This window comes from Streptomyces sp. NPDC056835 (genome assembly GCF_042789485.1).
Lineage (GTDB): Bacteria > Actinomycetota > Actinomycetes > Streptomycetales > Streptomycetaceae > Streptomyces.
The window spans coordinates 46,688-68,969 of record NZ_JBHUBB010000026.1 but is presented as its reverse complement, the minus strand read 5'-3'; the positions used below and the strand labels follow the sequence as shown (position 1 = coordinate 68,969).

Sequence of the window (22,282 nt, the reverse complement as noted above, 5' to 3'; positions counted from 1 at the left end):
GTCTCAGCGACGTGGCTCCCAGCGGAACCATCGCTGTACAGCAAACACTGAGAGGATGGTCCAAACCAAGGCGCTCAGCGCTGCGCCGAGCAGGTCATACCCTTCCGTTCCGCCGAGCCAGCCCGCGCGGATCAGCGTCATGGCCCCGGTCACCGGCAGCAGCTCGCAGATGGAGGCGATCCGTTCGGGCAGCGCCTCCAGCGGTACGAACAGCCCCGAGCCGACCACCGAGATCATGAACAGCGGCATGCTGGTGATCTGGGCGCTCTCGACGGTACGGGTGAAGGCGGAGGTCACCGCCGCCAGCGCGCTGAGCAGCACCAGCCCGAGCAGCAGTCCGCCGACCAGCACCACCGGCTGCCGCGGCGCGCGGACGTCGAGGAACGCGACCGCGGCGGCGATCATCACGGCGGACTGTGCGAACGCCAGCCCGGCCGACGGCAGCGCGGTGCCGATCAGTATCTCCCGGTCGGACGCCTCCATCGTGCGCAGCCGCTTGAGCACCAGTTCCTCACGCCGCGCGGTGTACGCGGCGGTGAGGCTGCCGTAGACGGCCATCATCAGCACCATGCCGATGCCGCCGGTCATCGACGCCTCGATGACGCTGATCCCGGTGTCGCCGAGGTCGATCCTGCCCAGCGATTCCCTGATCGCCACGATCATGCCCAGCGGTACGAGCAAGGCGGTGAACAGCGCCGTCCTGTTCCGTACGAGCAGCGAGAACTCGGCCCGGCCGAGCGCCTTGAGGCGGTCCCCGGTCGTTGTCGTGCGTACGTGGGTCTCCCCGCTCCGCGGGATCTCCGTCTTCAGCCGGCTCACTGTGCTCATCGTGCGTCCACCGTTCCCGCTGTTCCCGCCGTTCCGGCTGTTCCGGCTGTTCCCGCTGTTTCCGCGGTCGGGGCCGCGATGTCGAGAAAGGCCTCTTCGAGGGAGGCGGACCGTGCGTCCAGCGCCCCCAGCTCCACGTCCGACTCCTCGGCCCATCGGAGGAGTTCGCTCAGATCCCGCTGGAGCCGCTGCGTACGGATCTCCACCGCCTGTCCGTCCGCCGCCGCCCGCAGGGACAGCGGGAGCCGTCCGGCGGGGACGTCCTCGGGCAGCACGAAGCGGATCCGGGCCGGCCGGGTGGCGGTCACCTCGGCCGGGGTGCCGGTGACATCGATCCGGCCCTGGTGCATGATCGCCAGCCGGTCGGCAAGGGTCTCGGCCTCCTCCAGATAGTGCGTGGTCAGCAGCACAGTGGTGCCGCCGTCCCGCAGCTCCCTGACCAACTCCCAGGTGTCGCGCCGCCCTTCGGCGTCCAGCCCGGTCGTCGGCTCGTCGAGGAAAAGCACCTCGGGCCGGCCGAGCAGCGCGAGCGCCAGATCCAGACGCCGCTTCTCCCCGCCGGAGAGCTGCTTGACGCGTACACCGGAGCGCTTGGTGAGCCCCACCAGATCCAGCGCTTCCGGGGTCGGCCGCGCCCCGCTGGTGCAGCCGGCGCACATCGCCACGGTCTCGGCGACCGTCAGATCGGACGGGAAGCCGCCCTCCTGGAGCATCATTCCCATCCGGGGCCGGACGGCCTTCCGCTCGGTGTACGGATCGTGGCCGAACACCCGGACCGTGCCGCCGCTGGGTCGCGCCAGGCCCTCCAGCAGTTCGACGGTGGACGTCTTGCCCGCGCCGTTCGTCCCCAGCAGCGCGAACAGCTCGCCGCGCGCCACGGAGAAAGAGACACCGTCCACCGCTGTGAAGCCGCCGGCGTATGCACGCCTCAGCTCTTCCACCTCGATTACCGCGTCGTTCATCATGCCTTCGAGGTTTCCGCCGGACCGGTGTGGACGGCAGTGCGCGGTGTCATCGCGGGGGATGACATTTGTCATCGGTGACCGGGACATACGACATACGTAGAAGGCCCCGGTCGAAATGACCGGGACCTTCATCTCTGAGCGGACGACCAGGTTCGAACTGGCGACCTCAACCTTGGCAAGGTTGCGCTCTACCAACTGAGCTACGTCCGCAGTGCGTCGGAAGACCGCCGCGAACACCACTCTACCTGATCCAAATGGGCCGGTGGACCACTGGACCGGAGAGCGATGCAGAGCGGGTGACAGGAATTGCACACTGCGCCTCCCCCTTGGAAAGGGGGCGTTCTACTACTGAACTACACCCGCACGCTGCTTGGGGTTTGGCCTTTCGACCTTGCCCCTCGGCGTGGTCCAAACTCTAGCCGATCAATGGGGGTGCTGTGCAACTCCGTGCGCCGCGGGGAGCGCTGTCCGCGGGACCGGGCCGCGCCGAGCCCGCGGAACCGGGTGCCGCGGGCTCAACTCGCCTCACGGAACGCCTCGTAGACCCGCTTGGGGATCCGGCCCCTGGCCGGCACCTCCATCTTGTGGGACTGCGCCCAGGCGCGGACCGCCGCCGGGTCGGGCGCGAGGGTGGTGTGCCGGTAGGTGGTGCGAGACTTGCCGTGCTTGCTGGCGTTTGTCTGCTTTCGGCCTGCGGCCATGAACGGTGCCAGGGCCTTGCGCAGTTTCTTTGCATTGGCGGGATTGAGGTCGATCTCGTACGACTTCCCGTCCAGGCCGAACGTGACCGTTTCCGCCGCTTCTCCTCCGTCGATGTCGTCGGAGAGCGTGACCACTACGCGTTGCGCCACGGATATCGGTCCTTTCCTGCGGTACCCCCCGTGTCTGCCACCCGCGGGAAACGCGGCTGACGTGCGGCGATACCGGCCTTCCGGCTGTTATGGGGCAATGCTGCTTTCTTCTGCATTCCTTTGTACAGCGGCAGGCATCGCATTGTGAAGCCCAGCCAATTGCATCAGCGTGTCCCACGGCAATGGTGGATGCGACTTTTTCCCTGGATTTTTCCCGGTGTCGCCGGGGCCGAAATCGCGTCGTGATCTGCCGACCACCATATCTACCCGCGTAGATTTTGGGGCCGGGTACGCTGAGAGAGCTCGGGGGGTCTGGGGGATTCCCCGGAGAAGACAGCAGCGAGAACCAGCCGCACCACACCACCGGGAGTGCCAGTGGCACGCGTCGTAGTCGACGTCATGCTCAAGCCGGAGATCCTCGACCCGCAGGGCCAGGCGGTGCAGCGCGCACTGCCCCGCCTGGGTTTCGAGGGGATCGCCGACGTCCGCCAGGGAAAGCGCTTCGAGCTTGAGGTGGCAGGGCCGGTCGACGACGCCGCCCTCGCCCGTATCCATGAGATGGCCGAGACGTTTCTCGCCAACACCGTCATCGAGGACTTCATCGTGAAGGTCGAGTCCGTGAAGGTCGAGTCCGAGAAGGCCGAGTCCGAGAAGGCCGGGGAGCCGAAGTGACCTCTCGTATCGGAGTCGTCACCTTCCCCGGCACGCTCGACGACCGGGACAGCCTGCGCGCCGTCCGGATCGCCGGGGCCGAGCCCGTCTCCCTCTGGCACCGCGACAAGGACCTCAAGCAGGTCGACGCCGTCGTACTGGCCGGCGGCTTCAGCTACGGCGACTATCTGCGGGCCGGCGCCATCTCCCGGTTCTCCCCGGTGATGGAGACGATCATCGAGCAGGCGAAGGCCGGTCTGCCGGTCCTCGGTATCTGCAACGGTTTCCAGATCCTCACCGAGTCCCATCTGCTGCCCGGCGCGATGCTCAGGAACAACCACCTGCACTTCATCTGCCGCGACCAGAAGCTGCGGGTGGAGACCACGGACACCGCCTGGACCGCGGATTACGAGACCGGCCAGGAGATCTCCGTACCCCTCAAGAACATCGACGGCCGGTACGTCGCCGACGAGCGCACGCTCGACGAGCTGGAGGCCGAGGGCAGGGTCGCCTTCCGCTATCTGGACGGCAACCCCAACGGTTCGCTGCGCGACATCGCCGGTGTCACCAACGCGGCGGGCAATGTCGTCGGCCTGATGCCGCACCCCGAGCACGCCGTGGAGCCGCTGATCGGTACGGGCCGTACCGACGGCCTGGGGTTCTTCACCTCGATCCTGAAGAAGCTGGTAAGCGCCTGATGACCATCAAGACCCTCGACACGGTCAAGCACGCGAGCGGCACGCCCGAGGCCGAGCAGCCCTGGAAGGAACTCGGCCTCAAGGAGGACGAGTACGCCCGGATCCGCGAGATCCTGGAGCGCCGTCCCACCGGCGCCGAGCTGGCCATGTACTCCGTCATGTGGTCCGAGCACTGCTCGTACAAGAGCAGCAAGGTGCACCTCAAGCAGTTCGGCGAGAAGGCCCCGGCCAACGACGCCATGCTCGTCGGTATCGGTGAGAACGCGGGCGTCGTGGACGTCGGCCAGGGGTACGCGGTCACGTTCAAGGTCGAGTCCCACAACCACCCGTCGTACATCGAGCCCTATCAGGGCGCGGCCACCGGCGTCGGCGGCATCGTGCGCGACATCCTCGCCATGGGCGCCCGCCCGGTCGCCGTCGTGGACCCGCTCCGCTTCGGCGCCGCCGACCACCCCGACACCAAGCGCGTCCTGCCGGGTGTCGTCGCGGGCATCGGTGGCTACGGCAACTGCCTGGGCCTGCCGAACATCGGCGGCGAGGTCGTCTTCGACGCCTGCTACCAGGGCAACCCGCTGGTCAACGCAGGCTGTATCGGCGTGATGAAGCACGAGGACATCCATCTCGCGAAGGCGTCGGGCCCCGGCAACAAGGTGATCCTTTACGGCGCCCGCACCGGCGGCGACGGCATCGGCGGCGTCTCCGTCCTGGCGTCCGAGACCTTCGAGTCCACCGGACCGGCCAAGCGGCCCGCCGTCCAGGTCGGCGACCCCTTCCAGGAGAAGCTGCTCATCGAGTGCACCCTGGAGATCTTCCGCGAGAAGCTGGTCGCCGGTATCCAGGACCTCGGCGGCGCCGGGCTCTCCTGCGCCACCAGCGAGCTGGCGTCCGCCGGTTCGGGCGGGATGCGGGTCGAGCTGGACACCGTGCCGCTGCGTGACGCGACCCTCTCGCCCGAGGAGATCCTCATGAGCGAGTCGCAGGAGCGCATGTGCGCGGTGGTCGAGCCCGACAAGGTCGACCGCTTCATGGAGATCTGCGAGAAGTGGGATGTCATCGCCACCGTCATCGGTGAGGTGACCGAGGGCGAGCGCCTGGAGATCTTCTGGCACGGCGAGCAGATCGTCGACGTACCGCCGCGCTCGGTGGCCCACGACGGTCCGGTCTACCAACGGCCGTACGCGCGCCCCGACTGGCAGGACACCCTCCAGGCGGACGACGCCAACAAGCTGGCCCGCCCGGCGACCTCCGCCGAGCTGAGGGTGCAGGTCCTGCGGCTGATCGCGTCGCCGAACCAGGCGTCCAAGGCGTGGATCACCGACCAGTACGACCGGTTCGTGCAGGGCAACACCGTCCTCGCGCAGCCCGAGGACGCCGGAATGGTCCGGATCGACGAGGAGTCGAACCTCGGCGTGGCGATGGCGACCGACGGCAACGGCCGGTACGCGAAGCTCGACCCGTACGCGGGCGCGCAGCTCGCGCTGGCGGAGGCGTACCGTAACGTCGCCGCTTCCGGCGCCACCCCGCTCGCCATCTCCGACTGCCTGAACTTCGGCTCGCCCGAGGATCCGGCGGTGATGTGGCAGTTCGCCGAGGCGACGCGCGGTCTGGCGGACGGCTGCCTCCAGCTGGGCACCCCGGTCACCGGCGGCAATGTCTCGCTCTACAACCAGACCGGTGAGACGGCCATCCACCCGACGCCGGTCGTCGCGGTGCTCGGTGTGATCGACGACGTCAACCGGCGTACGCCGATCGCCTTCGGGGAAGAGGGCCAGCTCCTCTACCTGCTGGGCGAGACGCGCGAGGAGTTCGGCGGTTCGGCCTGGTCGCAGGTCGTCCACGACCACCTCGGCGGGCTGCCGCCGGCCGTGGACCTGGACCGGGAGAAGCTGCTCGGCGAGATCCTGATCTCGGCGTCCCGCGACGGCATGATCGACGCGGCGCACGATCTGAGCGACGGCGGACTGATCCAGGCGGTCACCGAGTCCTGCCTGCGCGGCGGGAACGGCGCCCGGCTGGTCGTGCCGGACGGTCTGGACGCGTTCACGTTCCTGCTCAGCGAGTCCGCGGGGCGCGCGGTCGTCTCCGTACCGCGCAGCGAGGAGCTGCGCTTCACCGACATGTGCGGTGCGCGCGGGCTGCCCGTGACCCGGATCGGGGTCGTGGACGGTGAGGCGATCGAGATCCAGGGCGAGTTCAGCGTCACGCTGGCCGAGCTGAAGGACGCCCACGAGGGCACGATTCCCGCGCTGCTGGCCTGAGGTCCGTACCCGGCCGAGCGCGATAGCGCGACGATGAGCCCCCGCCCGGTCTCCTCCACCGGGCGGGGGCTGCGTCGTGAGCGCTTCCGGGCGTCCTGCCTGCTCAGAGGGTGTGGCCGTCACCGACGCCCGGTCCTCGGCGGGCGGTGGTCCGCTCTTCGCGCATTTCCGCGCGGAATTCGCAGGGGCCGCACTGGTCGTTGGATTTCTCACTATTCCAGAGGTACGGCGGAATGGGGTCGGGACGGAATTCGGTGCGAAAGGACGGTGGCGGACGGGACCACGCGCCGGTGCGAACACTTCGCGCCAGTCGTCGCGGGAGTTCCGTACGGACCCCGGCGGCCGACCGGGGTCCGCGCATATGCTCGCGCCATGCCACCGGCCAAGAAGCGTCTGCGCAGCTACGACTCCGCCAAGGTCCGGACCGCTGTCCTGACCCAGTTCGGGACCGTACGCGAGGCAGTCGCCCGGCTCACCCCCGAGCAGCTGGCGCTGCCCACCGCGCTCGGCGACTGGACCGTCCGCGAGCTGGCCGCGCATCTCAGCATGGCCATCGAGTCCGTCAACCGCTATCTCGAACAGCCGGAATACCCCGGACCGCCGCCCGGCCCCGTGGTCGTCCTGCCCGAGTGGCCGTTCAGCACGGCCGCGCACGCCACGGCCATCTCCGAGGACATCCGCGCGCTCGCCGCGTCCGCCGCCCCCGACGAACTGTTCGAGCGGGCCGCGACCCGGATCGCCGCGCTGCTGCCCGACGCCCCCGACGACCGGCTGCTGGCGACCCGGATCGGTGCGATACGCCTCGGGGACTATCTCGTCACCCGGACCGTCGAGCTGATCGTCCACACCGACGACCTGAACCGGGCGACCGGGCTGAGCGTCCCGTACGAGCGGCAGGCACTCGCCGCCTGTACGCGGCTGCTCGCCGACGCCCTCGCCGTGAAGGCGCCCGGCGCCTCGACCGAGGTACGGATCCCGCCGTACGCGGTGGTGCAGTGCGTGGAGGGTCCCCGGCACACCCGTGGTACGCCGCCGAACGTCGTGGAGACCGATCCGCTGACCTGGGTCAGGCTCGCCACCGGACGTACGACCTGGCGCGAGGCGATCGACACGGCGCGGGTCAGCGCCAGTGGCGAACGCGCGGATCTGGCCGGGCTGCTCCCGCTCATGGGGTGAGCGCACCCCGCCACCCGGGCGACAGCGGAGGAAGCACGGAACCGGAGCCCCGCTCGCCCCGTCCCACGGGTATGCCGAAGCAGCGGATCACCACTCTCACTACTGCCACAGCCGTCACTACCGTCGCTCTGCTCACACTGACCGCCTGCGGAACGGAGTCCGGCAAGGGCTCGGGATCGGGTTCCGGCGCGGGCTCCGGCGGAGAGGTACGGACCGAGACCGCCCTCACCGATGTGCGCTGGAACGTCGACAGCGTGACCGTCGGCGGCCGGAAGACCGCCGCCCCCGCCGGTGCCAGTGTGGAGATCGACTCCCAGGGCCGGGCCAGCGCGAATACGGGCTGCAACTCCATCGGCGCGGATGTCACCGTCGAGGGCGACACCGTCACCGTGGGCGAGAAGGAGACCACGCTGATCGGGTGTCCGAAGGAGCTGGAGACCTTCGAGAAGGCGCTCGCCGGCGCGTTCTCCGGCAAGCTCAAGGCCACCGTCCAGGACAAACGGCTCACGCTCACCACCGCCGGCGGCGACGCGATCGCCCTGACCTCCGAGCCCCCCGCGCCCCTCGTGGGCACCGAGTGGACCGTCGACGCGCTGGCCCAGGGCGCCACCGCGACCTCCCTGCCCAAGGGGACGGACGGCAAGGCGCACTTCACGTTCCGTAAGGACGGCAAGGACGGCAAGGACCTGTCCATGGAGGGCAGCCTCGGCTGCAACTCCTTCAGCGCGACCGCGCGGCTCTCCGAGTCCGCGTCCGGTGCCCCGGCCACCCTCACGATCGGCCGGGTCAGCTCCACCCGCAAGCTCTGCCCGGGGCCCGAAATGACCCTGGAACGCCAGGTACAGAAGGTGCTTGAGGGCAAGGTCTCCTATGAGCTGCGTCACCGCGGGCTGACCCTCAAGGCCGCCGACGGCCAGGGACTGAGCGCCACCGCGCCCGCTACCGGGAAGTAGTCCGAGGACCGGCGGGGGGCCGGTCCGTATCCCCAATTCGGACCAGTGGTCGATCTCGCCTACACTCGGTGGCGTGCCTCGTGGTGATGGACGACTCAACCACGACCTGCTCCCCGGAGAGAAAGGCCCCCAGGACGCTTGTGGCGTCTTCGGAGTCTGGGCCCCGGGCGAAGAGGTCGCCAAGCTCACCTATTTCGGACTGTATGCCCTGCAGCACCGTGGACAGGAGTCCGCGGGCATCGCAGTGAGCAATGGGTCCCAGATCCTGGTTTTCAAGGACATGGGTCTCGTCTCACAGGTCTTCGACGAAACCTCCCTCAGCTCGCTCCAAGGCCATATCGCCGTGGGCCATGCCCGCTACTCCACCACCGGAGCCTCGGTGTGGGAGAACGCGCAGCCGACCTTCCGGGCCACGGGCCATGGCTCCATCGCGCTCGGCCACAACGGCAATCTGGTCAATACCGCCCAGCTCGCCGAGATGGTCGCCGATCTGCCCAAGGAGAACGGCCGGACGACCCGCGTCGCCGCCACCAATGACACCGACCTGGTCACGGCGCTGCTCGCCAGCCAGGTAGACGAGGACGGCAAGCCCCTCACGGTCGAGGACGCCGCCGCCAAGGTGCTGCCCGACGTCAGGGGCGCCTTCTCGTTCGTCTTCATGGACGAGCACACGCTCTACGCCGCCCGCGACCCCCAGGGCATCCGCCCGCTGGTCCTCGGCCGGCTCGAACGTGGCTGGGTCGTCGCCTCCGAGGGCGCCGCTCTCGACATCTGCGGCGCCTCGTACGTCCGTGAGATCGAGCCCGGCGAGCTGATCGCCATCGATGAGAACGGTCTCCGTTCACAGCGATTCGCGGAAGCGAAGCCCAAGGGCTGTGTCTTCGAGTATGTCTATCTGGCCCGTCCCGATACGGACATCGCCGGGCGGAACGTCTATCTGTCCCGGGTCGAAATGGGGCGGAAACTCGCCAAGGAAGCTCCGGTCGAGGCGGATCTGGTCATAGCGACCCCGGAGTCCGGCACCCCGGCCGCGATCGGCTACGCGGAGGCCAGCGGCATCCCGTACGGCTCGGGCCTGGTCAAGAACGCCTATGTCGGCCGGACCTTCATCCAGCCGTCCCAGACCATCCGCCAGCTGGGCATCCGTCTCAAGCTGAACCCGCTGAAGGAAGTCATCCGGGGCAAGCGTCTGGTCGTCGTCGACGACTCGATCGTCCGCGGCAACACCCAGCGCGCCCTGGTCAAGATGCTCCGTGAGGCGGGCGCCGCCGAGGTCCACATCCGGATCTCGTCGCCGCCGGTGAAGTGGCCCTGCTTCTTCGGGATAGATTTCGCCACCCGCGCCGAGCTGATCGCCAACGGCATGACGGTCGAGGAGATCGGCGTCTCCATGGGAGCCGACTCCCTCGCGTACATCTCCCTCGACGGGATGATCGAGGCGACGACCATCGCGAAGCCGAATCTCTGCCGCGCCTGCTTCGACGGCGAGTACCCGATGGATCTTCCCGACCCCGAGCTGCTCGGCAAGCAGCTGCTGGAGACCGAGCTGGCGGCGGGCCCGGCCAACACCGCCGCCACGGACGCGCTCCGCCGCCCGTAGCCGCCCGCGTCCCCGCCCCGCCCGTGACCGTCCGTCCCACAGACGACCGCAAGACGACAGGAAAGTACCCAGCCATGTCCGAAACGACTACTGGTGCCAGCTATGCCGCCGCGGGCGTCGACATCGAAGCCGGTGACCGCGCGGTCGAGCTGATGAAGGAGTGGGTGAAGAAGACCCGGCGCCCCGAAGTACTCGGCGGCCTCGGCGGCTTCGCCGGCCTCTTCGACGCCTCCGCCCTCAAGCGCTACGAGCGCCCGCTGCTCGCCTCCGCCACCGACGGGGTCGGTACGAAGGTCGACCTCGCACGCAAGATGGGCGTGTACGACACGATCGGTCACGATCTGGTCGGCATGGTCGTCGACGACCTGGTGGTCTGCGGCGCCGAGCCGCTTTTCATGACCGACTACATCTGTGTCGGCAAGGTTCACCCCGAGCGGGTCGCCGCCATCGTCAAGGGCATCGCCGAAGGCTGTGTGCTGGCCGGCTGCGCCCTGGTCGGCGGCGAGACCGCCGAGCACCCCGGACTGCTCGGCGAGGACGACTTCGATGTCGCCGGTGCCGGTACGGGCGTGGTCGAGGCGGACCGGCTGCTTGGCGCGGATCGTATCCGTACGGGTGACGCGGTGATCGCCATGGCGTCCTCCGGCCTTCACTCCAACGGGTACTCGCTGGTCCGGCACGTGGTCTTCGACCGGGCCGGCTGGTCGCTGGACCGCGAGGTCGCGGAGTTCGGCCGCACCCTCGGCGAGGAACTGCTCGAACCCACCAAGATCTACTCGCTGGACTGCCTGGCGCTCGCCAGAACCACCGAGGTGCACGCGTTCAGCCACATCACCGGCGGCGGTCTGGCGGCCAATCTGGCCCGGGTGATCCCGGACGGACTGCACGCCACGGTGGACCGCTCGACGTGGACCCCCGGCGCGGTCTTCGACGTCATCGGCACGGCGGGCCGGGTGGAGCGTCTGGAGCTGGAGAAGACGCTGAACATGGGCGTGGGCATGATGGCCGTCGTCCCGGCGGAGTCGGCCGACGCCGCGCTCACCACGCTCGCCGACCGGGGGGTGGACGCCTGGATCGCCGGAGAGATCACCGAGCGGGCGGGCCACCCCACCGGCGCCACGCTGACCGGCGACTACGCGGGCTGAGCGCGGGGAGACCCGTCCAGGGGCGGCCCCGGCACCGCCGGGGACCCCGCGGACAGTACGGAAGCGGACAGCACAGAACCCGGTCCTGGACTACCACCCAGGACCGGGCAATGAGCTACTGCTCGGGATATACCGACGTATAAGGACGTCAAGCGCCGCGGCGCCGCGTCGAGGGTCCGGACTCGTCGTCCTCGTCCTCGTCGTCGTTGTACCGATCCGCGTACTGTGCGTACGGGTCATCTTCCTCTTCGTCATCCTCGAACGGCTCCGCGTTCGGTGGTTGACTTGAAGGCGATGCGCCCAGCTCGTTGGCCAGACGCGACAGGTCAGTCCCGCCGCTGTTGTACTTCAGCTGGCGGGCGACCTTCGTCTGCTTGGCCTTGGCCCGGCCGCGCCCCATGGCTCGACCCCCTCGGTGACGGGGCTCGACGGCCCCAGAGTCTTGACACGCGTTCATGAATCAGAACGAGCTCTCCGCGGAGAGACCCGTCCGTAGGGCTTCAACGGTACCTGCTTCCGCGGCCATACGGTACGCCGCCCGCATGACGCGCCTTGGCGCAGGACCAACGAGGTGCCCCGTCCTCGCTGGTCAGCTGCGATTTTAACCTCTTCTTGAGGGGCGACCCGCCGACCGGCGTGAGTCTGGTCTCCCGAACGGTCCCCCGCGCGGTCCCCCGGACGTCACACCGGCCTCTCGCGCGGTCAGCGGTGGCGGGCTTCCGCCATCCTGTGCTCGGCGATCCTGTCCGCGGCGGCGGCCGGCGGAATACCGTCTTCCTTCGCACGTGCGAATATCGCCAGCGTGGTGTCGAAGATCTTCGCGGCCTTCCCGTGGCACCGCTCGAAGTCGAACCCGTTCAGTTCGTCGGCGACCTGGATCACCCCGCCGGCGTTCACCACGTAGTCGGGGGCGTAGAGGATCCCGCGGTCCGCGAGGTCCTTCTCGACGCCGGGGTGGGCGAGCTGGTTGTTGGCCGCTCCGCACACCACGGCCGCGGTGAGGACGGGTACCGACTCGTCGTTCAGCGCGCCGCCGAGCGCGCACGGGGCGTAGATGTCCATGCCCGCGGTACGGATCAGCGTGTCGTTGTCCGCGACGACGGCGACCTGCGGATGGCGGTCGGTGACGCGGGTGACCGACTCTTCCCGTACGTCCGTGATGACGACCTGCGCGCCGTCCTGGAGCAGATGCTCCACGAGGTGCTGCCCGACCTTGCCGACGCCCGCGACCCCGACCGTACGGCCGCGCAGCGACGGGTCGCCCCACAGGTGCCGCGCGCTCGCCCGCATGCCCTGGAAGACCCCGAAGGCCGTCAGGACCGACGAGTCGCCCGCTCCGCCGTTCTCCGGGGACCGTCCCGTGGTCCACCGGCACTCGCGTGCCACGACGTCCATGTCCGCGACGTACGTGCCGACGTCGCAGGCGGTGACGTACCGGCCGCCGAGCGAGGCCACGAACCGGCCGTAGGCCAGCAGCAGCTCGGTCCGCCGGTCGCCCTCGAACTGCGCGGAGTCCCCGATGATGACGGCTTTGCCGCCGCCGTGGTCGAGCCCGGCCAGAGCGTTCTTGTACGACATGCCCCGGGAGAGGTTCAGCGCGTCGGCGACGGCCTCTTCCTCGGACGCGTAGGGGTAGAAACGGGTGCCGCCCAGGGCGGGGCCCAGGGCGGTCGAATGGATGGCGATCACGGCCTTGAGGCCGCTGGCACGGTCCTGGCAGAGCACGACTTGCTCGTGGCCTCCCTGCTCCGAACGGAACAGGGTGTGCAGTACGTCGACAGGAGCGCCGGTCACATCGGTCACTGTGGTGACTCCCAAGTACGAAGCGGCGGTGGGAAGGGCCCTTCCTATGGGTGGGGGAGGGACCCGTTGAACGGTTGGGCGGTCGAGCAAGCAAGAGAGTAAGTCCTACGGGGGCGCAGATCAGCCGCAGTGCCAAGGATCACCCCCTTGTGGGGTACGGGCGTGGGACGATGCGCCGCATGCCGGCGGTGTCTTCAGTTCTTGTCCCTTACGCGTCCTACCTGCGGGTCTACGAGCCGCTGGCGGCCTTCGCGGAGCCCGAACGCGGCCATTGGCGCCGCTACGCCGCCCGGGACGGCACGCCGACCGCACAGGACGAACTACGGCGCTCCCTGGCCGACTTGCTGCCCACCCCGCCGGTGCCTGTGCCCGTGCACGAGAGCGCGGACGCCTTCATCACCGAGGTGGACGGTGTGGTGTGCGTCTGTCCCTGGCGGACCAGGCTGCGCGGCTGGCTGGCGCTGGAGGAGCTGGGGGAGGTGCTGCCCGTACCGCTGCTGGACGCGGTGCTGCCGCCGGTGGTGCGCGGACAGGCGGCGAAGGACTACGAGCGCTGGCGGGACAGCAACCCGGACGCGCGGCCCTGGATCCGGACGGCCGTCTGGCAGGTGCCGGTGCGCTGGTTCACGCTCTTCTCCGACGACGAGCGCACTTTTGAGCCAGGTGGGGCGGGGCCGGGAGGCGCTGGACCGGCCGGCGCGCGGGTGCTGCGCTACCGGACCCCGATGGTGCAGGCCCGGCGCCGGCTGGCCCGCTCGCTGAAGACCCTGCGGGACACCGTGGAAGACGGTCCGCTGGTCGACGGCCTGGTGGAGGTGGGGCGCTGGCTGGAGGAGTTCCACCCGCGCTCACTGGTCGAACTGGACTACGGAGGCCTGGTGCACGTACTGTCCTGCGCTCAGCTTGCCGAGGACCACTCGGCGGCCGACGTGGCGGCGGCGATCACGGCGCTGCGGGACGGGGACGACGAGGGCGCCGGGGAGGCGTACGGACGGCTCACGGAGCGGTGGCGGGCGGTCCGGGACCGCCAGTTCGCGAACTGAGTTCATTCTCCGTCTCACTTCCGGACTCCCGCGAGGCGGAGAGTGACGGGCGGCGGGCGCGTGAAACGGGCGCCGAAACGGGCAGTGCGCGGCCCTTCACGGGCGGTGAACCGGGTCTAGGGCAGAGGTCCCGATCCGGGCCTTTGTCTCAAGCGTGACGGACCGCACTAACGGGGCTCTTGCGCCCATCACCCACCCTCGTGTCAAAATAGGACAAGGAGTCCGGGGAGGGTTCCTTCCGTCCAAGTGTGGGCGGAACGCTCAGCATTGCACTCTATATGGGGGGTCTGTTGACTCCTGATCGCTCTGTGACTGATCGTATCTGTGACGTGACTGTCCGCTATGGCATGGTCCATCGGCTTCCGCCACTGATGAACACCTCAGAGGGCAATTCCATCGGTTTGGCCGACGTGGCTGGACGGATGGTGTAGTTGTAGTGCCGAGGACAAGCCGTTCGTCCTATAACCGACTCGGCCCGCGTCCGCCATTTCGGGCAACGCGGGTCAAGGTGCAGAATTTAGAGGAAAGAACCGAGATGGTTCGGTTCTCCCGAGGAGGCCGCTCATGACCGCTCGCACCCCTGATGCCGAGCCGCTGCTGACCCCGGCTGAGGTTGCCACGATGTTCCGCGTGGACCCGAAGACGGTCACTCGCTGGGCAAAAGCCGGCAAGCTCACGTCCATCCGCACGCTCGGTGGGCATCGCCGGTATCGCGAGGCAGAGGTCCGCGCACTGCTTGCGGGTATTCCGCAGCAGCGCAGCGAGGCCTGAACAACCCCGTAAGGCTCATTAGGGCTCAACTACAAGCAGGGCACAGCCGGGTCCCCCAAACTCGGTCGTCCCGACCCATAGCTCCACACGACGGGCGCCTGCCCCAACAGGCCCCATGCCCTCGCATCACGGGTAAGTCGTCGATCGCGCTGGACTCCGCCGGGTCCAGCGCGATCTTTTTTGTGCGCCGGGGAGGAGGCGTCCCGGCCCTGTTGGGGCGCTGTGCGTACGTTGTCGGAGGCGCCTCCGGAGAGGGTCGGAAGAGGGTGCAATTGCACATATTAAATTGGTGGATTGTAGGTGGGGTGTAAGCGCCGTCATTCCAGAAACTCATTCGGTGACTAGCGTCACACCTCGAAGGTCTTGCCAATGCCGGGCGCGCTACGAGATGGATCACGGTCGTACGACGGTCATGGAGCGGAGGTGGCCTGTCCCTCGGCTAACTCGTCGTCCAGGAAGCACTCTTCGAGAAAGAGATCGTCGGCCGCCGAGGACTCCATGGCGAGCCGCTGGAGGCGATGACAGATCGGGCAGTACCCGGTGCGATGCGGGTGGCCGGACGCGGCCGCCAGATGGGCGCGCAACAGCGCGCGGGTCTCATGCTTCGCCGTCGATGCCGTCACGCACACCACCCCCGGTGCGGGCCCGTGGATGCGGTGAGCGTGGGGCCCTTCTGCTTAGGTACCCCCGGCCGTTGGCGGCGTCAAGGAGATGCGGCCGCGGCCCGGCGGATTTGGGTACGCCATTACTGCCGCGTGACCACGGCGTCGACGGCGCTTGCCGTATGCAATGGGGTCACCTGTGAACGGGGTGGTGAGGGAGGGTGACAACGGAAGAGCCCGCATCCGGTGGGATGCGGGCTCTTCCGTACTGCTACTGCGGTCCTGACGGGATTTGAACCCGCGGCCTCCACCTTGACAGGGTGGCGAGCACTCCAAACTGCTCCACAGGACCAGGTTTCGCGGCGCCGTAGCGGCGGCTGCGAAACGAGACTCTACAGCAGCCCGGAGGGTCCGGTCGAACTCACTCCCCGCGCACCCTCCGGCATGAACGCGTTACGGCGCCGCCGCGTCGATCGCCTTGATGATGCGCTTGTCCGAGACGGGCTGGGCGGTGCCCAGCGCGTGCGCGAAGTAGCTCACCCGCAGCTCCTCGATCATCCAGCGGATGTCCAGCACCTGCTGCGGCACCGGCCGTCCCCGCGGCAGCTGTTCGAGCAGCCAGGCGTACTCGTCCCGCATCTCATGGACCTTCTCCATGCGCGTCGTGTCGCGCTGGACGTTCGTCGGCATCTGCTGGAGCCGGCGGTCCGCCGCGACGAGATAGCGCATCAGGTCGGGCAGCCGGCGCAGCCCGGTGCGGGTGACGAAGCCGGCCGGTACGAGGGCCGCCAGCTGGTCCCTGACGTCCTGGACGTTGTTGACCAGCGTCAGGCTGCCCGTGGCCTTCAGACGGCGCTCACAGGCCTGCCAGGCGGCCAGGATCTGCTGGACCTGCCCGATGGTCCGCACGGTCGCGTCGACGAGATCGGCGCGCACCTTGTCGTACAGCTTCCGGAACGATTCCTCGTCCCACGCCGGACCCCCGTGGTCCGCGATCAGCCTGTCGGCGGCGGCCATCGCGCAGTCGTCGAACAGCGCCTGGATGGAGCCGTGCGGATTGCGGGAGAGCGCCAGCTTCTGCTGGTTGGTGAGCTTGTCGGAGGCGAACTTCGCCGGGTTCACCGGGATGTTCAGCAGGATCAGCCGGCGCGTGCCCGCCCACATCGCCTGCCGCTGCTCCGCCTCGGTGTCGAAGAGCCGTACGGCCACGGTCGCGCTCTGGTCGACCAGAGCCGGGTACGCCTTGACGGGCTGGCCGGCCCGCCGGGTCTCGAAGACCCGGGAGAGCGTGCCGATCGTCCAGTCCGTCAGTCCCGTACGTTCGATCGCCTCGCCGCCCGCGCGCTCGGCGGTGGCCGCGGCGGCCTTGGAGAGCGCCTGACGGGCCTTGGGGCGCAGCTGGAGCTTCAGCGCCTCCAGATCCTTGTCCTCGGCGATCTTGCGGCGCCGCTCGTCGACGATACGGAACGTGATCCTGAGATGGTCGGGCATCCGGGCCGGATCGAAGTCGTCGGCCGTCACCGGCACCCCGACCATCCGCTGGAGCTCGCGGGCCAGCGTCACCGGCAGCGGCTCCTGGAGGGGCACGGCCCGCTCCAGGAACGCCTTGGCGTAGTTCGGCGCGGGCACGTAGTGGCGGCGGATCGGCTTGGGCAGCGAGCGGATCAGCTCCATGACCACGTCCTCGCGCAGCCCCGGGATCTGCCAGTCGAAGCCCTCGGAGGTGATCTGGTTGAGCACCTGGAGCGGGACATGGACGGTCACGCCGTCCGCGTCCGTACCCGGCTCGAACTGGTACGTCACCCGGAACTTGAGCGGTCCCTGCCGCCAGGAGTCCGGATAGTCGTCCTTGGTGACGGAGCCGGCCTTCTCGTTGATGAGCATCGACCGCTCGAAGTCGAGCAGCTCCGGCTCCTCGCGGCGACGCTTCTTCCACCAGGAGTCGAAGTGCGCGCCGGAGACCACCTCGTCCGGCACCCGCCGGTCGTAGAAGTCGTAGAGCGTCTCGTCGTCCACGAGGATGTCGCGGCGCCGGGCGCGATGCTCCAACTCCTCGACCTCGCCCAGGAGTTTGCGATTGTCATGGAAGAACTGGTGGTGCGTGCGCCAGTCGCCCTCGACCAGCGCGTGCCGGATGAACAGCTCCCGGGACGCCTCCGGGTCGATCCGGCCGAAATTCACCTTGCGCTGGGCGACGATCGGTACCCCGTACAGCGTCACCTTCTCGTACGCCATCACGGCCGCCATGTCCTTCTCCCAGTGCGGCTCGCTATAGGTGCGCTTGAGGAGATGGCCGGCCAGGGGCTCGATCCACTCGGGCTCGATCTTCGCGTTGACGCGCGCCCAGAGCCGGGAGGTCTCCACCAGCTCGGCGGACATGAGGAAGCGCGGCGGCTTCTTGAAGAGCGCCGAGCCAGGGAACACCGCGAACTTCGCGCCGCGGGCGCCCAGATACTCGTTCTTGGCGCCGTCTTTCACATCCTTCATCCCGATGTGCGAGAGCAGCCCCGCCAGCAGCGAGACATGGATGGGCTGGTCCGCCGCGTCCTCCTCGTTGAGGTGGATACCCATCTGCTTGGCGACCGTACGCAGCTGCGAGTAGATGTCCTGCCACTCACGGATCCGCAGGAAGTTCAGATACTCCGACTTGCACATCCGGCGGAACGCCGAGGAGGACAGCGTCTTCTGCTGCTCCCTGAGGTAGCGCCAGAGATTGATGAAGGCCAGGAAGTCGGATGTCTCGTCCTTGAACCGGGCGTGCTGCTGGTCGGCCTGGGCCTGCTTGTCGGCGGGCCGCTCGCGCGGGTCCTGGATGGAGAGCGCGGCGGCGATCACCATCACCTCGCGTACGCAGCCGTTGCGGTCGGCCTCGATGACCATCCGGGCCAGCCGCGGGTCCACGGGGAGCTGGGAGAGCTTGCGGCCGAGCGGGGTGAGCCGCTTCTTCGGATCCTTCTGCGCCGCCTGTGAGGGGTCGAACGCGCCCAGCTCCTGGAGCAGCTGCACACCGTCGCGGATATTGCGGTGGTCCGGCGGATCGATGAACGGGAACTTCTCGATGTCGCCGAGCCCGGCCGCGGTCATCTGGAGGATGACGGACGCCAGATTCGTACGAAGGATCTCGGCGTCGGTGAACTCCGGGCGCGACTCGAAGTCGTCCTCGGAGTAGAGCCGGATACAGATACCGTCCGACGTACGGCCGCAGCGGCCCTTGCGCTGGTTGGCGCTGGCCTGGGAGATCTTCTCGATCGGCAGCCGCTGGACCTTGGTGCGGTGGCTGTAGCGGGAGATCCGGGCGTTGCCCGGGTCGATCACGTACTTGATGCCGGGGACGGTCAGCGAGGTCTCGGCGACGTTCGTCGCGAGCACGATCCGGCGTCCGCTGTGCCGCTGGAACACCCGGTTCTGCTCGGCGTGCGAGAGCCGGGCGTAGAGCGGCAGAACCTCGGTGTTCCGGTGCCGGAGCTTTTCCAGGGCGTCGGCGGTGTCGCGGATCTCACGCTCGCCGGAAAGGAAGACCAGGATGTCGCCGGGGCCCTCCGAATGGAGTTCGTCCACGGCTTCGGAGATCGCGGTGATCTGGTCGCGGTCGCCCTCCTCGCCGTCCTCCTCCAGCAGGGGCCGGTAGCGGACCTCGACCGGGTACGTACGGCCCGAGACCTCCACGATGGGGGCGTCCCCGAAGTGCCGGGCGAAACGTTCCGGGTCGATGGTCGCGGAGGTGATGACGACCTTGAGGTCCGGGCGTCTGGGGAGCAGCTGGGCGAGATACCCCAGCAGGAAGTCGATGTTGAGGCTTCGCTCATGGGCCTCGTCGATGATGATCGTGTCGTACGCGAGCAGCTCGCGGTCCGTCTGGACCTCGGCGAGCAGGATGCCGTCCGTCATCAGCTTGACGAACGTCGCGTCCTGGTTGACCTGATCGGTGAAGCGGACCTTCCAGCCGACCGCCTCGCCCAGCGGCGTGTCCAGCTCCTCCGCGACGCGTTCCGCGACCGTACGGGCGGCGATCCGGCGCGGCTGGGTGTGCCCGATCATGCCGCGGACGCCGCGGCCCAGCTCCAGACAGATCTTGGGGATCTGGGTCGTCTTGCCCGACCCGGTCTCACCCGCGACGATCACGACCTGGTGGTCGCGTATCGCCTCCAGGATCAGGTCCTTCTTCTGGCTGACGGGCAGCTGTTCGGGGTACGAGACGGCGGGCATCCGCCCGGCGCGCAGCCGTGTCCGCTCGGCGGCCTTCTCGGCCTGACCCGCGATCTCGTCCAGCACGGCCTGCCGCGCGTCGGGCTTACGGATGCGCCGTGCGCCTTCGAGACGGCGGCCGAGCCGCTGCGCGTCGCGCAGCGAGACGTCGGCCAGCAGGGTCTGGAGGTCGGCGAAGGAAGTAGACATACCTGGCCCAGGATCTCACCCGCGGCTCGGGAGTGGCGAACCCATTTCGGCGGCGTTCCCGATGCGGCGGCACGGCGGGTCGGCGGGTCGGAGGGCCGTATTGCCCGATCGGGATGGGCACCCCTTACGATGCGAGGCACGTATCCCGTCCCCCCGGCCCTTCCCCGTCCCCGGTCGTTCCCCGTCCGCTGTCCCCCCGTCCCCCGTACCGCCGTCCTCCGGAGAGGTTCACCTGATGACCCGCGTGCCCATCGGAAGCAGGCGCCGCCGCTTCGTGGGTGTGGGCGTGGGCGGGGCGCTGCTGGGGGTGCTGGTCGCGCTGCTGTTCTGTCTTCCGTCGGCCGCCGCGTCGGCTTTCGTATCGGCTTTCCCGTCGGACGTCGGGACCGTCGGGACCGTTGGGGCTGCCGGGACCGCCGAGGCCGTTACGGCCGGTGGCGGGTACGGCGGTCAGACTCCGGGCTGCGGGCGTGGCGACCGGGACGATACGGGCACCCTGCCCATCGCCCCCTCGCGCGGCAGCTCCGTCCATGAACAGCTCCTGCCGGCCGCGCTGCACGACACCCGCGACACCGCCGGCGCGTGGGCCGTCGCTCAGGCCGTGCTCGCCGTGACACCCGACCGCCTGCCGCCGGTCGCCGCGCCCTCTCCGGTCGATCTCTCCGTACTGCGCGTATAGGGCCCGGCTCCCCGCCCGCCCCTTTCGTCCGCATTTTCATGATCCTTTTCATGGATCCTTTTCATGGATCGCTACGGAGAGTCGAACACCCATGTCCGCACAGCCTTCCCGCATGTCCTCCCGCCGTGCCGTCGCCATCGGCGCCGGCGTCGTGGCCGCCGCCGCCCTGCTCGGCGTCGTCTCGTACACCGCCACCAAACCCGCCACCAGGTCCGACGCCTCCACCCGCGTCGAGACCGTCGAGACCGGGGACAGCCCGGCCGCCGAGGTCTCCACGGAGCCGGGGGCCGGGGTCTATCCCGAGCTGGCCAAGCTCGCCCGCCGCGACGGAGCGGACCCGCTCGCCGTCGGCAGGGCGGACGCGCCGGTCGTGATGATCGAGTACGCCGACTTCAAGTGCGGCTACTGCGGCAAGTTCGCCCGCGACACCGAGCCCGTCCTCATCGAGAAGTACGTCAAGAACGGCACCCTGCGCATCGAGTGGCGCAACTACCCGATCTTCGGGGAGGAGTCGGAGGCCGCCGCCCACGCGGGCTGGGCCGCCGGACAGCAGGGCCGCTTCTGGGAGTTCCACTCGGCCGCGTACGCCGAGGGCGCGAAGGAGAAGGGCTTCGGCGCCGACCGGCTCGACGCGCTCGCCCGGGAGGCCGGGGTGAAGGACCTGGACCGGTTCAGGCGCGACCGCACCGGGGACGCCGCCGCGGCGGCCGTACGGAAGGACCAGGAGGAGGCGTACGGCCTCGGCGCCCCGTCCACCCCGTCCTTCCTCATCAACGGCCGCCCCATCGCCGGCGCGCAGCCGGAGGAGACCTTCACCCAGGCCGTCGAGTCGGCGAAGGCGGCGGCTGAGGCTGCTCCGGAAGCCGACAAGGGGGACAGGTGACCGACATCGGGTACCCGGTCGCCCTGATCGGCGGTCTCCTCGCGCTGCTCAGCCCGTGCAGCGCCTTGCTCCTGCCCGCGTTCTTCGCGTACTCCATCGACTCGGCCGGCCGGCTCCTGGCCCGTACCGGCATCTTCTACCTCGGCCTGGCGACCACACTCGTCCCGCTGGGCGCCGCCGGTTCCTTCGCCGGCCGGCTGTTCTACGGACACCGCGATCTGCTGGTCACCACCGGCGGCTGGCTGATCATCGCGCTCGGGGTCGCCCAGATCATCGGCATGGGCTTCGCCTCGCGCCGTATGGCCGCGCTGTCGGGCCGGATCCGGCCGACGACCGCGCTGTCCGTGTACGCGCTCGGCATGGTCTACGGGCTCGCCGGCTTCTGCGCGGGCCCGATCCTCGGCAGCGTGCTGACCGTGGCCGCGCTGAGCGGCAGTCCGGCCTACGGCGGGCTGCTGCTCGCGGTGTACGCACTCGGCATGGCCGTACCGCTCTTCCTGCTCGCCCTGCTCTGGGAACGGTTCGATCTCGGCGGCCGGCGGTGGCTGCGCGGCCGGGCCTTCCGGCTCGGACGCTTCGAACTGCACACGACCTCGCTGCTCTCGGGGCTCTTCTTCATCGTCCTGGGCGCGGTTTTCCTCGTCTTCGACGGGACGACGGCGCTGCCGGGGCTGCTCTCGGTCGACGCCTCCTTCACCACCGAGCAGTGGGCGCGCGGGGTCGGGGCGGCGATCCCGGACTGGGCGCTGCTGGGCGGGGTGGTGTTGGTGGTGGCGGTGATCACACTGGTGCGCCTGCTCCGCGGCCGTGACGATAGCGAGGGGCGCGAGGGGCGCGAGGAGTTCGAGGGGCGCGACGAGCGGGCTGAACGAGCCGAGCCGACCGAGCCGACCACTTCGGCCAAGTCGGCCGAACGGGTCCGTAACGAGACAGGGGCATGAGAAAAGCCCCCCGCCGATACTCGGTGGGGGGCTACCGCCC

19 protein-coding genes and 3 tRNA genes are annotated in these 22,282 nt (G+C 69.1%); 12 read left to right on the top strand and 10 right to left on the bottom strand.

The genetic code is table 11. The features are described 5' to 3' along the window. Positions 1-3 precede the first annotated feature (3 nt). From ACFRMN_RS27015 to ACFRMN_RS26995, 5 genes are all read right to left on the bottom strand, one after another. Positions 4-828, bottom strand: a complete 825-nt coding sequence (locus ACFRMN_RS27015) for an ABC transporter permease (RefSeq protein WP_383023762.1) — start codon at positions 826-828, stop codon at positions 4-6. Beyond that, the gene (locus ACFRMN_RS27010; RefSeq protein WP_383023759.1) at positions 825-1,793 is read right to left on the bottom strand and encodes an ABC transporter ATP-binding protein; all 969 of its coding nucleotides are present in this window, start codon (positions 1,791-1,793) and stop codon (positions 825-827) included. Before ACFRMN_RS27010 ends, ACFRMN_RS27015 begins: the two co-directional genes overlap by 4 nt. 137 nt (positions 1,794-1,930) lie before the next feature. Then, positions 1,931-2,003 (bottom strand) — tRNA-Gly (locus ACFRMN_RS27005). Positions 2,004-2,084: 81 nt separating this feature from the next. Further along, positions 2,085-2,156: transfer RNA gene (locus ACFRMN_RS27000), tRNA-Gly, on the bottom strand. A gap of 152 nt (positions 2,157-2,308) precedes the next feature. Further along, complete coding sequence (locus ACFRMN_RS26995; RefSeq protein WP_383023756.1) at positions 2,309-2,644, bottom strand: Lsr2 family protein; 336 nt, start codon at positions 2,642-2,644, stop codon at positions 2,309-2,311. A gap of 375 nt (positions 2,645-3,019) precedes the next feature. Between ACFRMN_RS26995 and purS the strand changes: the two genes are divergently transcribed. The 7 genes from purS to purM all read left to right on the top strand — a co-directional run bounded on the left by purS (position 3,020) and on the right by purM (position 11,125). After that, positions 3,020-3,316 carry a phosphoribosylformylglycinamidine synthase subunit PurS gene (gene purS / locus ACFRMN_RS26990; protein ID WP_383023753.1) on the top strand — a complete coding sequence of 99 codons (297 nt, stop codon included), beginning with the start codon at positions 3,020-3,022 and terminating at the stop codon, positions 3,314-3,316. Then, positions 3,313-3,993, top strand: a complete 681-nt coding sequence (purQ, locus tag ACFRMN_RS26985) for a phosphoribosylformylglycinamidine synthase subunit PurQ (protein ID WP_383023751.1) — start codon at positions 3,313-3,315, stop codon at positions 3,991-3,993. The genes purS and purQ overlap by 4 nt, the downstream gene beginning before the upstream one ends. Next, on the top strand, positions 3,993-6,251 hold the full coding sequence (purL, locus tag ACFRMN_RS26980; RefSeq protein WP_383023748.1) for a phosphoribosylformylglycinamidine synthase subunit PurL: 2,259 nt from the start codon (positions 3,993-3,995) through the stop codon (positions 6,249-6,251). The genes purQ and purL overlap by 1 nt, the downstream gene beginning before the upstream one ends. Before the next feature lie 372 nt (positions 6,252-6,623). After that, the gene (locus tag ACFRMN_RS26975) at positions 6,624-7,427 is read left to right on the top strand and encodes a sterol carrier family protein (protein WP_383023745.1); all 804 of its coding nucleotides are present in this window, start codon (positions 6,624-6,626) and stop codon (positions 7,425-7,427) included. After that, the gene (locus ACFRMN_RS26970) at positions 7,424-8,380 is read left to right on the top strand and encodes an META domain-containing protein (RefSeq protein WP_383023743.1); all 957 of its coding nucleotides are present in this window, start codon (positions 7,424-7,426) and stop codon (positions 8,378-8,380) included. Before ACFRMN_RS26975 ends, ACFRMN_RS26970 begins: the two co-directional genes overlap by 4 nt. A 73-nt stretch (positions 8,381-8,453) precedes the next feature. After that, positions 8,454-9,980 (top strand): amidophosphoribosyltransferase, encoded by a 1,527-nt coding sequence (purF, locus tag ACFRMN_RS26965; protein ID WP_383023740.1) that lies wholly within the window; start codon positions 8,454-8,456, stop codon positions 9,978-9,980. 74 nt (positions 9,981-10,054) lie between these two features. Next, positions 10,055-11,125, top strand: a complete 1,071-nt coding sequence (purM, locus tag ACFRMN_RS26960; RefSeq protein ID WP_383023737.1) for a phosphoribosylformylglycinamidine cyclo-ligase — start codon at positions 10,055-10,057, stop codon at positions 11,123-11,125. Between the two features lie 148 nt (positions 11,126-11,273). Here purM and ACFRMN_RS26955 read toward each other — a convergent pair whose 3' ends face one another. Together ACFRMN_RS26955 and ACFRMN_RS26950 are read right to left on the bottom strand one after the other, a co-directional pair. Continuing rightward, positions 11,274-11,525, bottom strand: a complete 252-nt coding sequence (locus ACFRMN_RS26955) for a DUF3073 domain-containing protein (RefSeq protein WP_351419769.1) — start codon at positions 11,523-11,525, stop codon at positions 11,274-11,276. 302 nt (positions 11,526-11,827) lie between these two features. Next, the gene (locus tag ACFRMN_RS26950; protein WP_383023734.1) at positions 11,828-12,928 is read right to left on the bottom strand and encodes a Leu/Phe/Val dehydrogenase; all 1,101 of its coding nucleotides are present in this window, start codon (positions 12,926-12,928) and stop codon (positions 11,828-11,830) included. Between the two features lie 179 nt (positions 12,929-13,107). Here ACFRMN_RS26950 and ACFRMN_RS26945 point away from each other — a divergent pair, with 179 nt between their 5' ends. Beyond that, positions 13,108-13,971: a hypothetical protein gene (locus tag ACFRMN_RS26945; protein WP_383023731.1), complete on the top strand. Its 864-nt coding sequence runs from the start codon at positions 13,108-13,110 to the stop codon at positions 13,969-13,971. A gap of 564 nt (positions 13,972-14,535) precedes the next feature. Next, positions 14,536-14,742 carry a developmental transcriptional regulator BldC gene (gene bldC / locus ACFRMN_RS26940; RefSeq protein ID WP_003949541.1) on the top strand — a complete coding sequence of 69 codons (207 nt, stop codon included), beginning with the start codon at positions 14,536-14,538 and terminating at the stop codon, positions 14,740-14,742. 410 nt (positions 14,743-15,152) lie between these two features. Here bldC and ACFRMN_RS26935 read toward each other — a convergent pair whose 3' ends face one another. The 3 genes from ACFRMN_RS26935 to hrpA all read right to left on the bottom strand — a co-directional run bounded on the left by ACFRMN_RS26935 (position 15,153) and on the right by hrpA (position 19,739). Beyond that, a complete protein-coding gene (locus ACFRMN_RS26935) occupies positions 15,153-15,365 on the bottom strand; it encodes a DUF6274 family protein (RefSeq protein ID WP_383023728.1) in 213 nt (70 codons plus the stop codon). Positions 15,366-15,621: 256 nt separating this feature from the next. Further along, a tRNA-Asp gene (locus ACFRMN_RS26930) sits at positions 15,622-15,696 on the bottom strand. Positions 15,697-15,797: 101 nt separating this feature from the next. Further along, complete coding sequence (gene hrpA, locus ACFRMN_RS26925; protein WP_383023725.1) at positions 15,798-19,739, bottom strand: ATP-dependent RNA helicase HrpA; 3,942 nt, start codon at positions 19,737-19,739, stop codon at positions 15,798-15,800. A 235-nt stretch (positions 19,740-19,974) separates the two neighbouring features. Here hrpA and ACFRMN_RS26920 point away from each other — a divergent pair, with 235 nt between their 5' ends. The 3 genes from ACFRMN_RS26920 to ACFRMN_RS26910 all read left to right on the top strand — a co-directional run bounded on the left by ACFRMN_RS26920 (position 19,975) and on the right by ACFRMN_RS26910 (position 22,242). Next, on the top strand, positions 19,975-20,418 hold the full coding sequence (locus ACFRMN_RS26920) for a hypothetical protein (RefSeq protein WP_383023722.1): 444 nt from the start codon (positions 19,975-19,977) through the stop codon (positions 20,416-20,418). A 112-nt stretch (positions 20,419-20,530) separates the two neighbouring features. Further along, positions 20,531-21,301: a DsbA family protein gene (locus tag ACFRMN_RS26915; RefSeq protein WP_383023719.1), complete on the top strand. Its 771-nt coding sequence runs from the start codon at positions 20,531-20,533 to the stop codon at positions 21,299-21,301. Next, entirely contained in the window at positions 21,298-22,242 is a 945-nt protein-coding gene (locus tag ACFRMN_RS26910) for a cytochrome c biogenesis CcdA family protein (protein ID WP_383023716.1), read from the top strand. Before ACFRMN_RS26915 ends, ACFRMN_RS26910 begins: the two co-directional genes overlap by 4 nt. The last annotated feature ends 40 nt before the right edge of the window (positions 22,243-22,282 follow it).

What these genes read in the sequence shown, in the direction of transcription:
- ACFRMN_RS27015 (WP_383023762.1), bottom strand. Translation starts at nt 828, where the DNA reads ATGAGCACAGTGAGCCGGCTGAAGACGGAGATCCCGCGGAGCGGGGAG.
- ACFRMN_RS27010 (WP_383023759.1), bottom strand. Translation starts at nt 1,793, where the DNA reads ATGATGAACGACGCGGTAATCGAGGTGGAAGAGCTGAGGCGTGCATAC.
- purL (WP_383023748.1), top strand. Translation starts at nt 3,993, where the DNA reads ATGACCATCAAGACCCTCGACACGGTCAAGCACGCGAGCGGCACGCCC.
- ACFRMN_RS26975 (WP_383023745.1), top strand. Translation starts at nt 6,624, where the DNA reads ATGCCACCGGCCAAGAAGCGTCTGCGCAGCTACGACTCCGCCAAGGTC.
- purM (WP_383023737.1), top strand. Translation starts at nt 10,055, where the DNA reads ATGTCCGAAACGACTACTGGTGCCAGCTATGCCGCCGCGGGCGTCGAC.
- ACFRMN_RS26955 (WP_351419769.1), bottom strand. Translation starts at nt 11,525, where the DNA reads ATGGGGCGCGGCCGGGCCAAGGCCAAGCAGACGAAGGTCGCCCGCCAG.
- ACFRMN_RS26945 (WP_383023731.1), top strand. Translation starts at nt 13,108, where the DNA reads ATGCCGGCGGTGTCTTCAGTTCTTGTCCCTTACGCGTCCTACCTGCGG.
- bldC (WP_003949541.1), top strand. Translation starts at nt 14,536, where the DNA reads ATGACCGCTCGCACCCCTGATGCCGAGCCGCTGCTGACCCCGGCTGAG.
- hrpA (WP_383023725.1), bottom strand. Translation starts at nt 19,739, where the DNA reads ATGTCTACTTCCTTCGCCGACCTCCAGACCCTGCTGGCCGACGTCTCG.
- ACFRMN_RS26920 (WP_383023722.1), top strand. Translation starts at nt 19,975, where the DNA reads ATGACCCGCGTGCCCATCGGAAGCAGGCGCCGCCGCTTCGTGGGTGTG.
- ACFRMN_RS26915 (WP_383023719.1), top strand. Translation starts at nt 20,531, where the DNA reads ATGTCCTCCCGCCGTGCCGTCGCCATCGGCGCCGGCGTCGTGGCCGCC.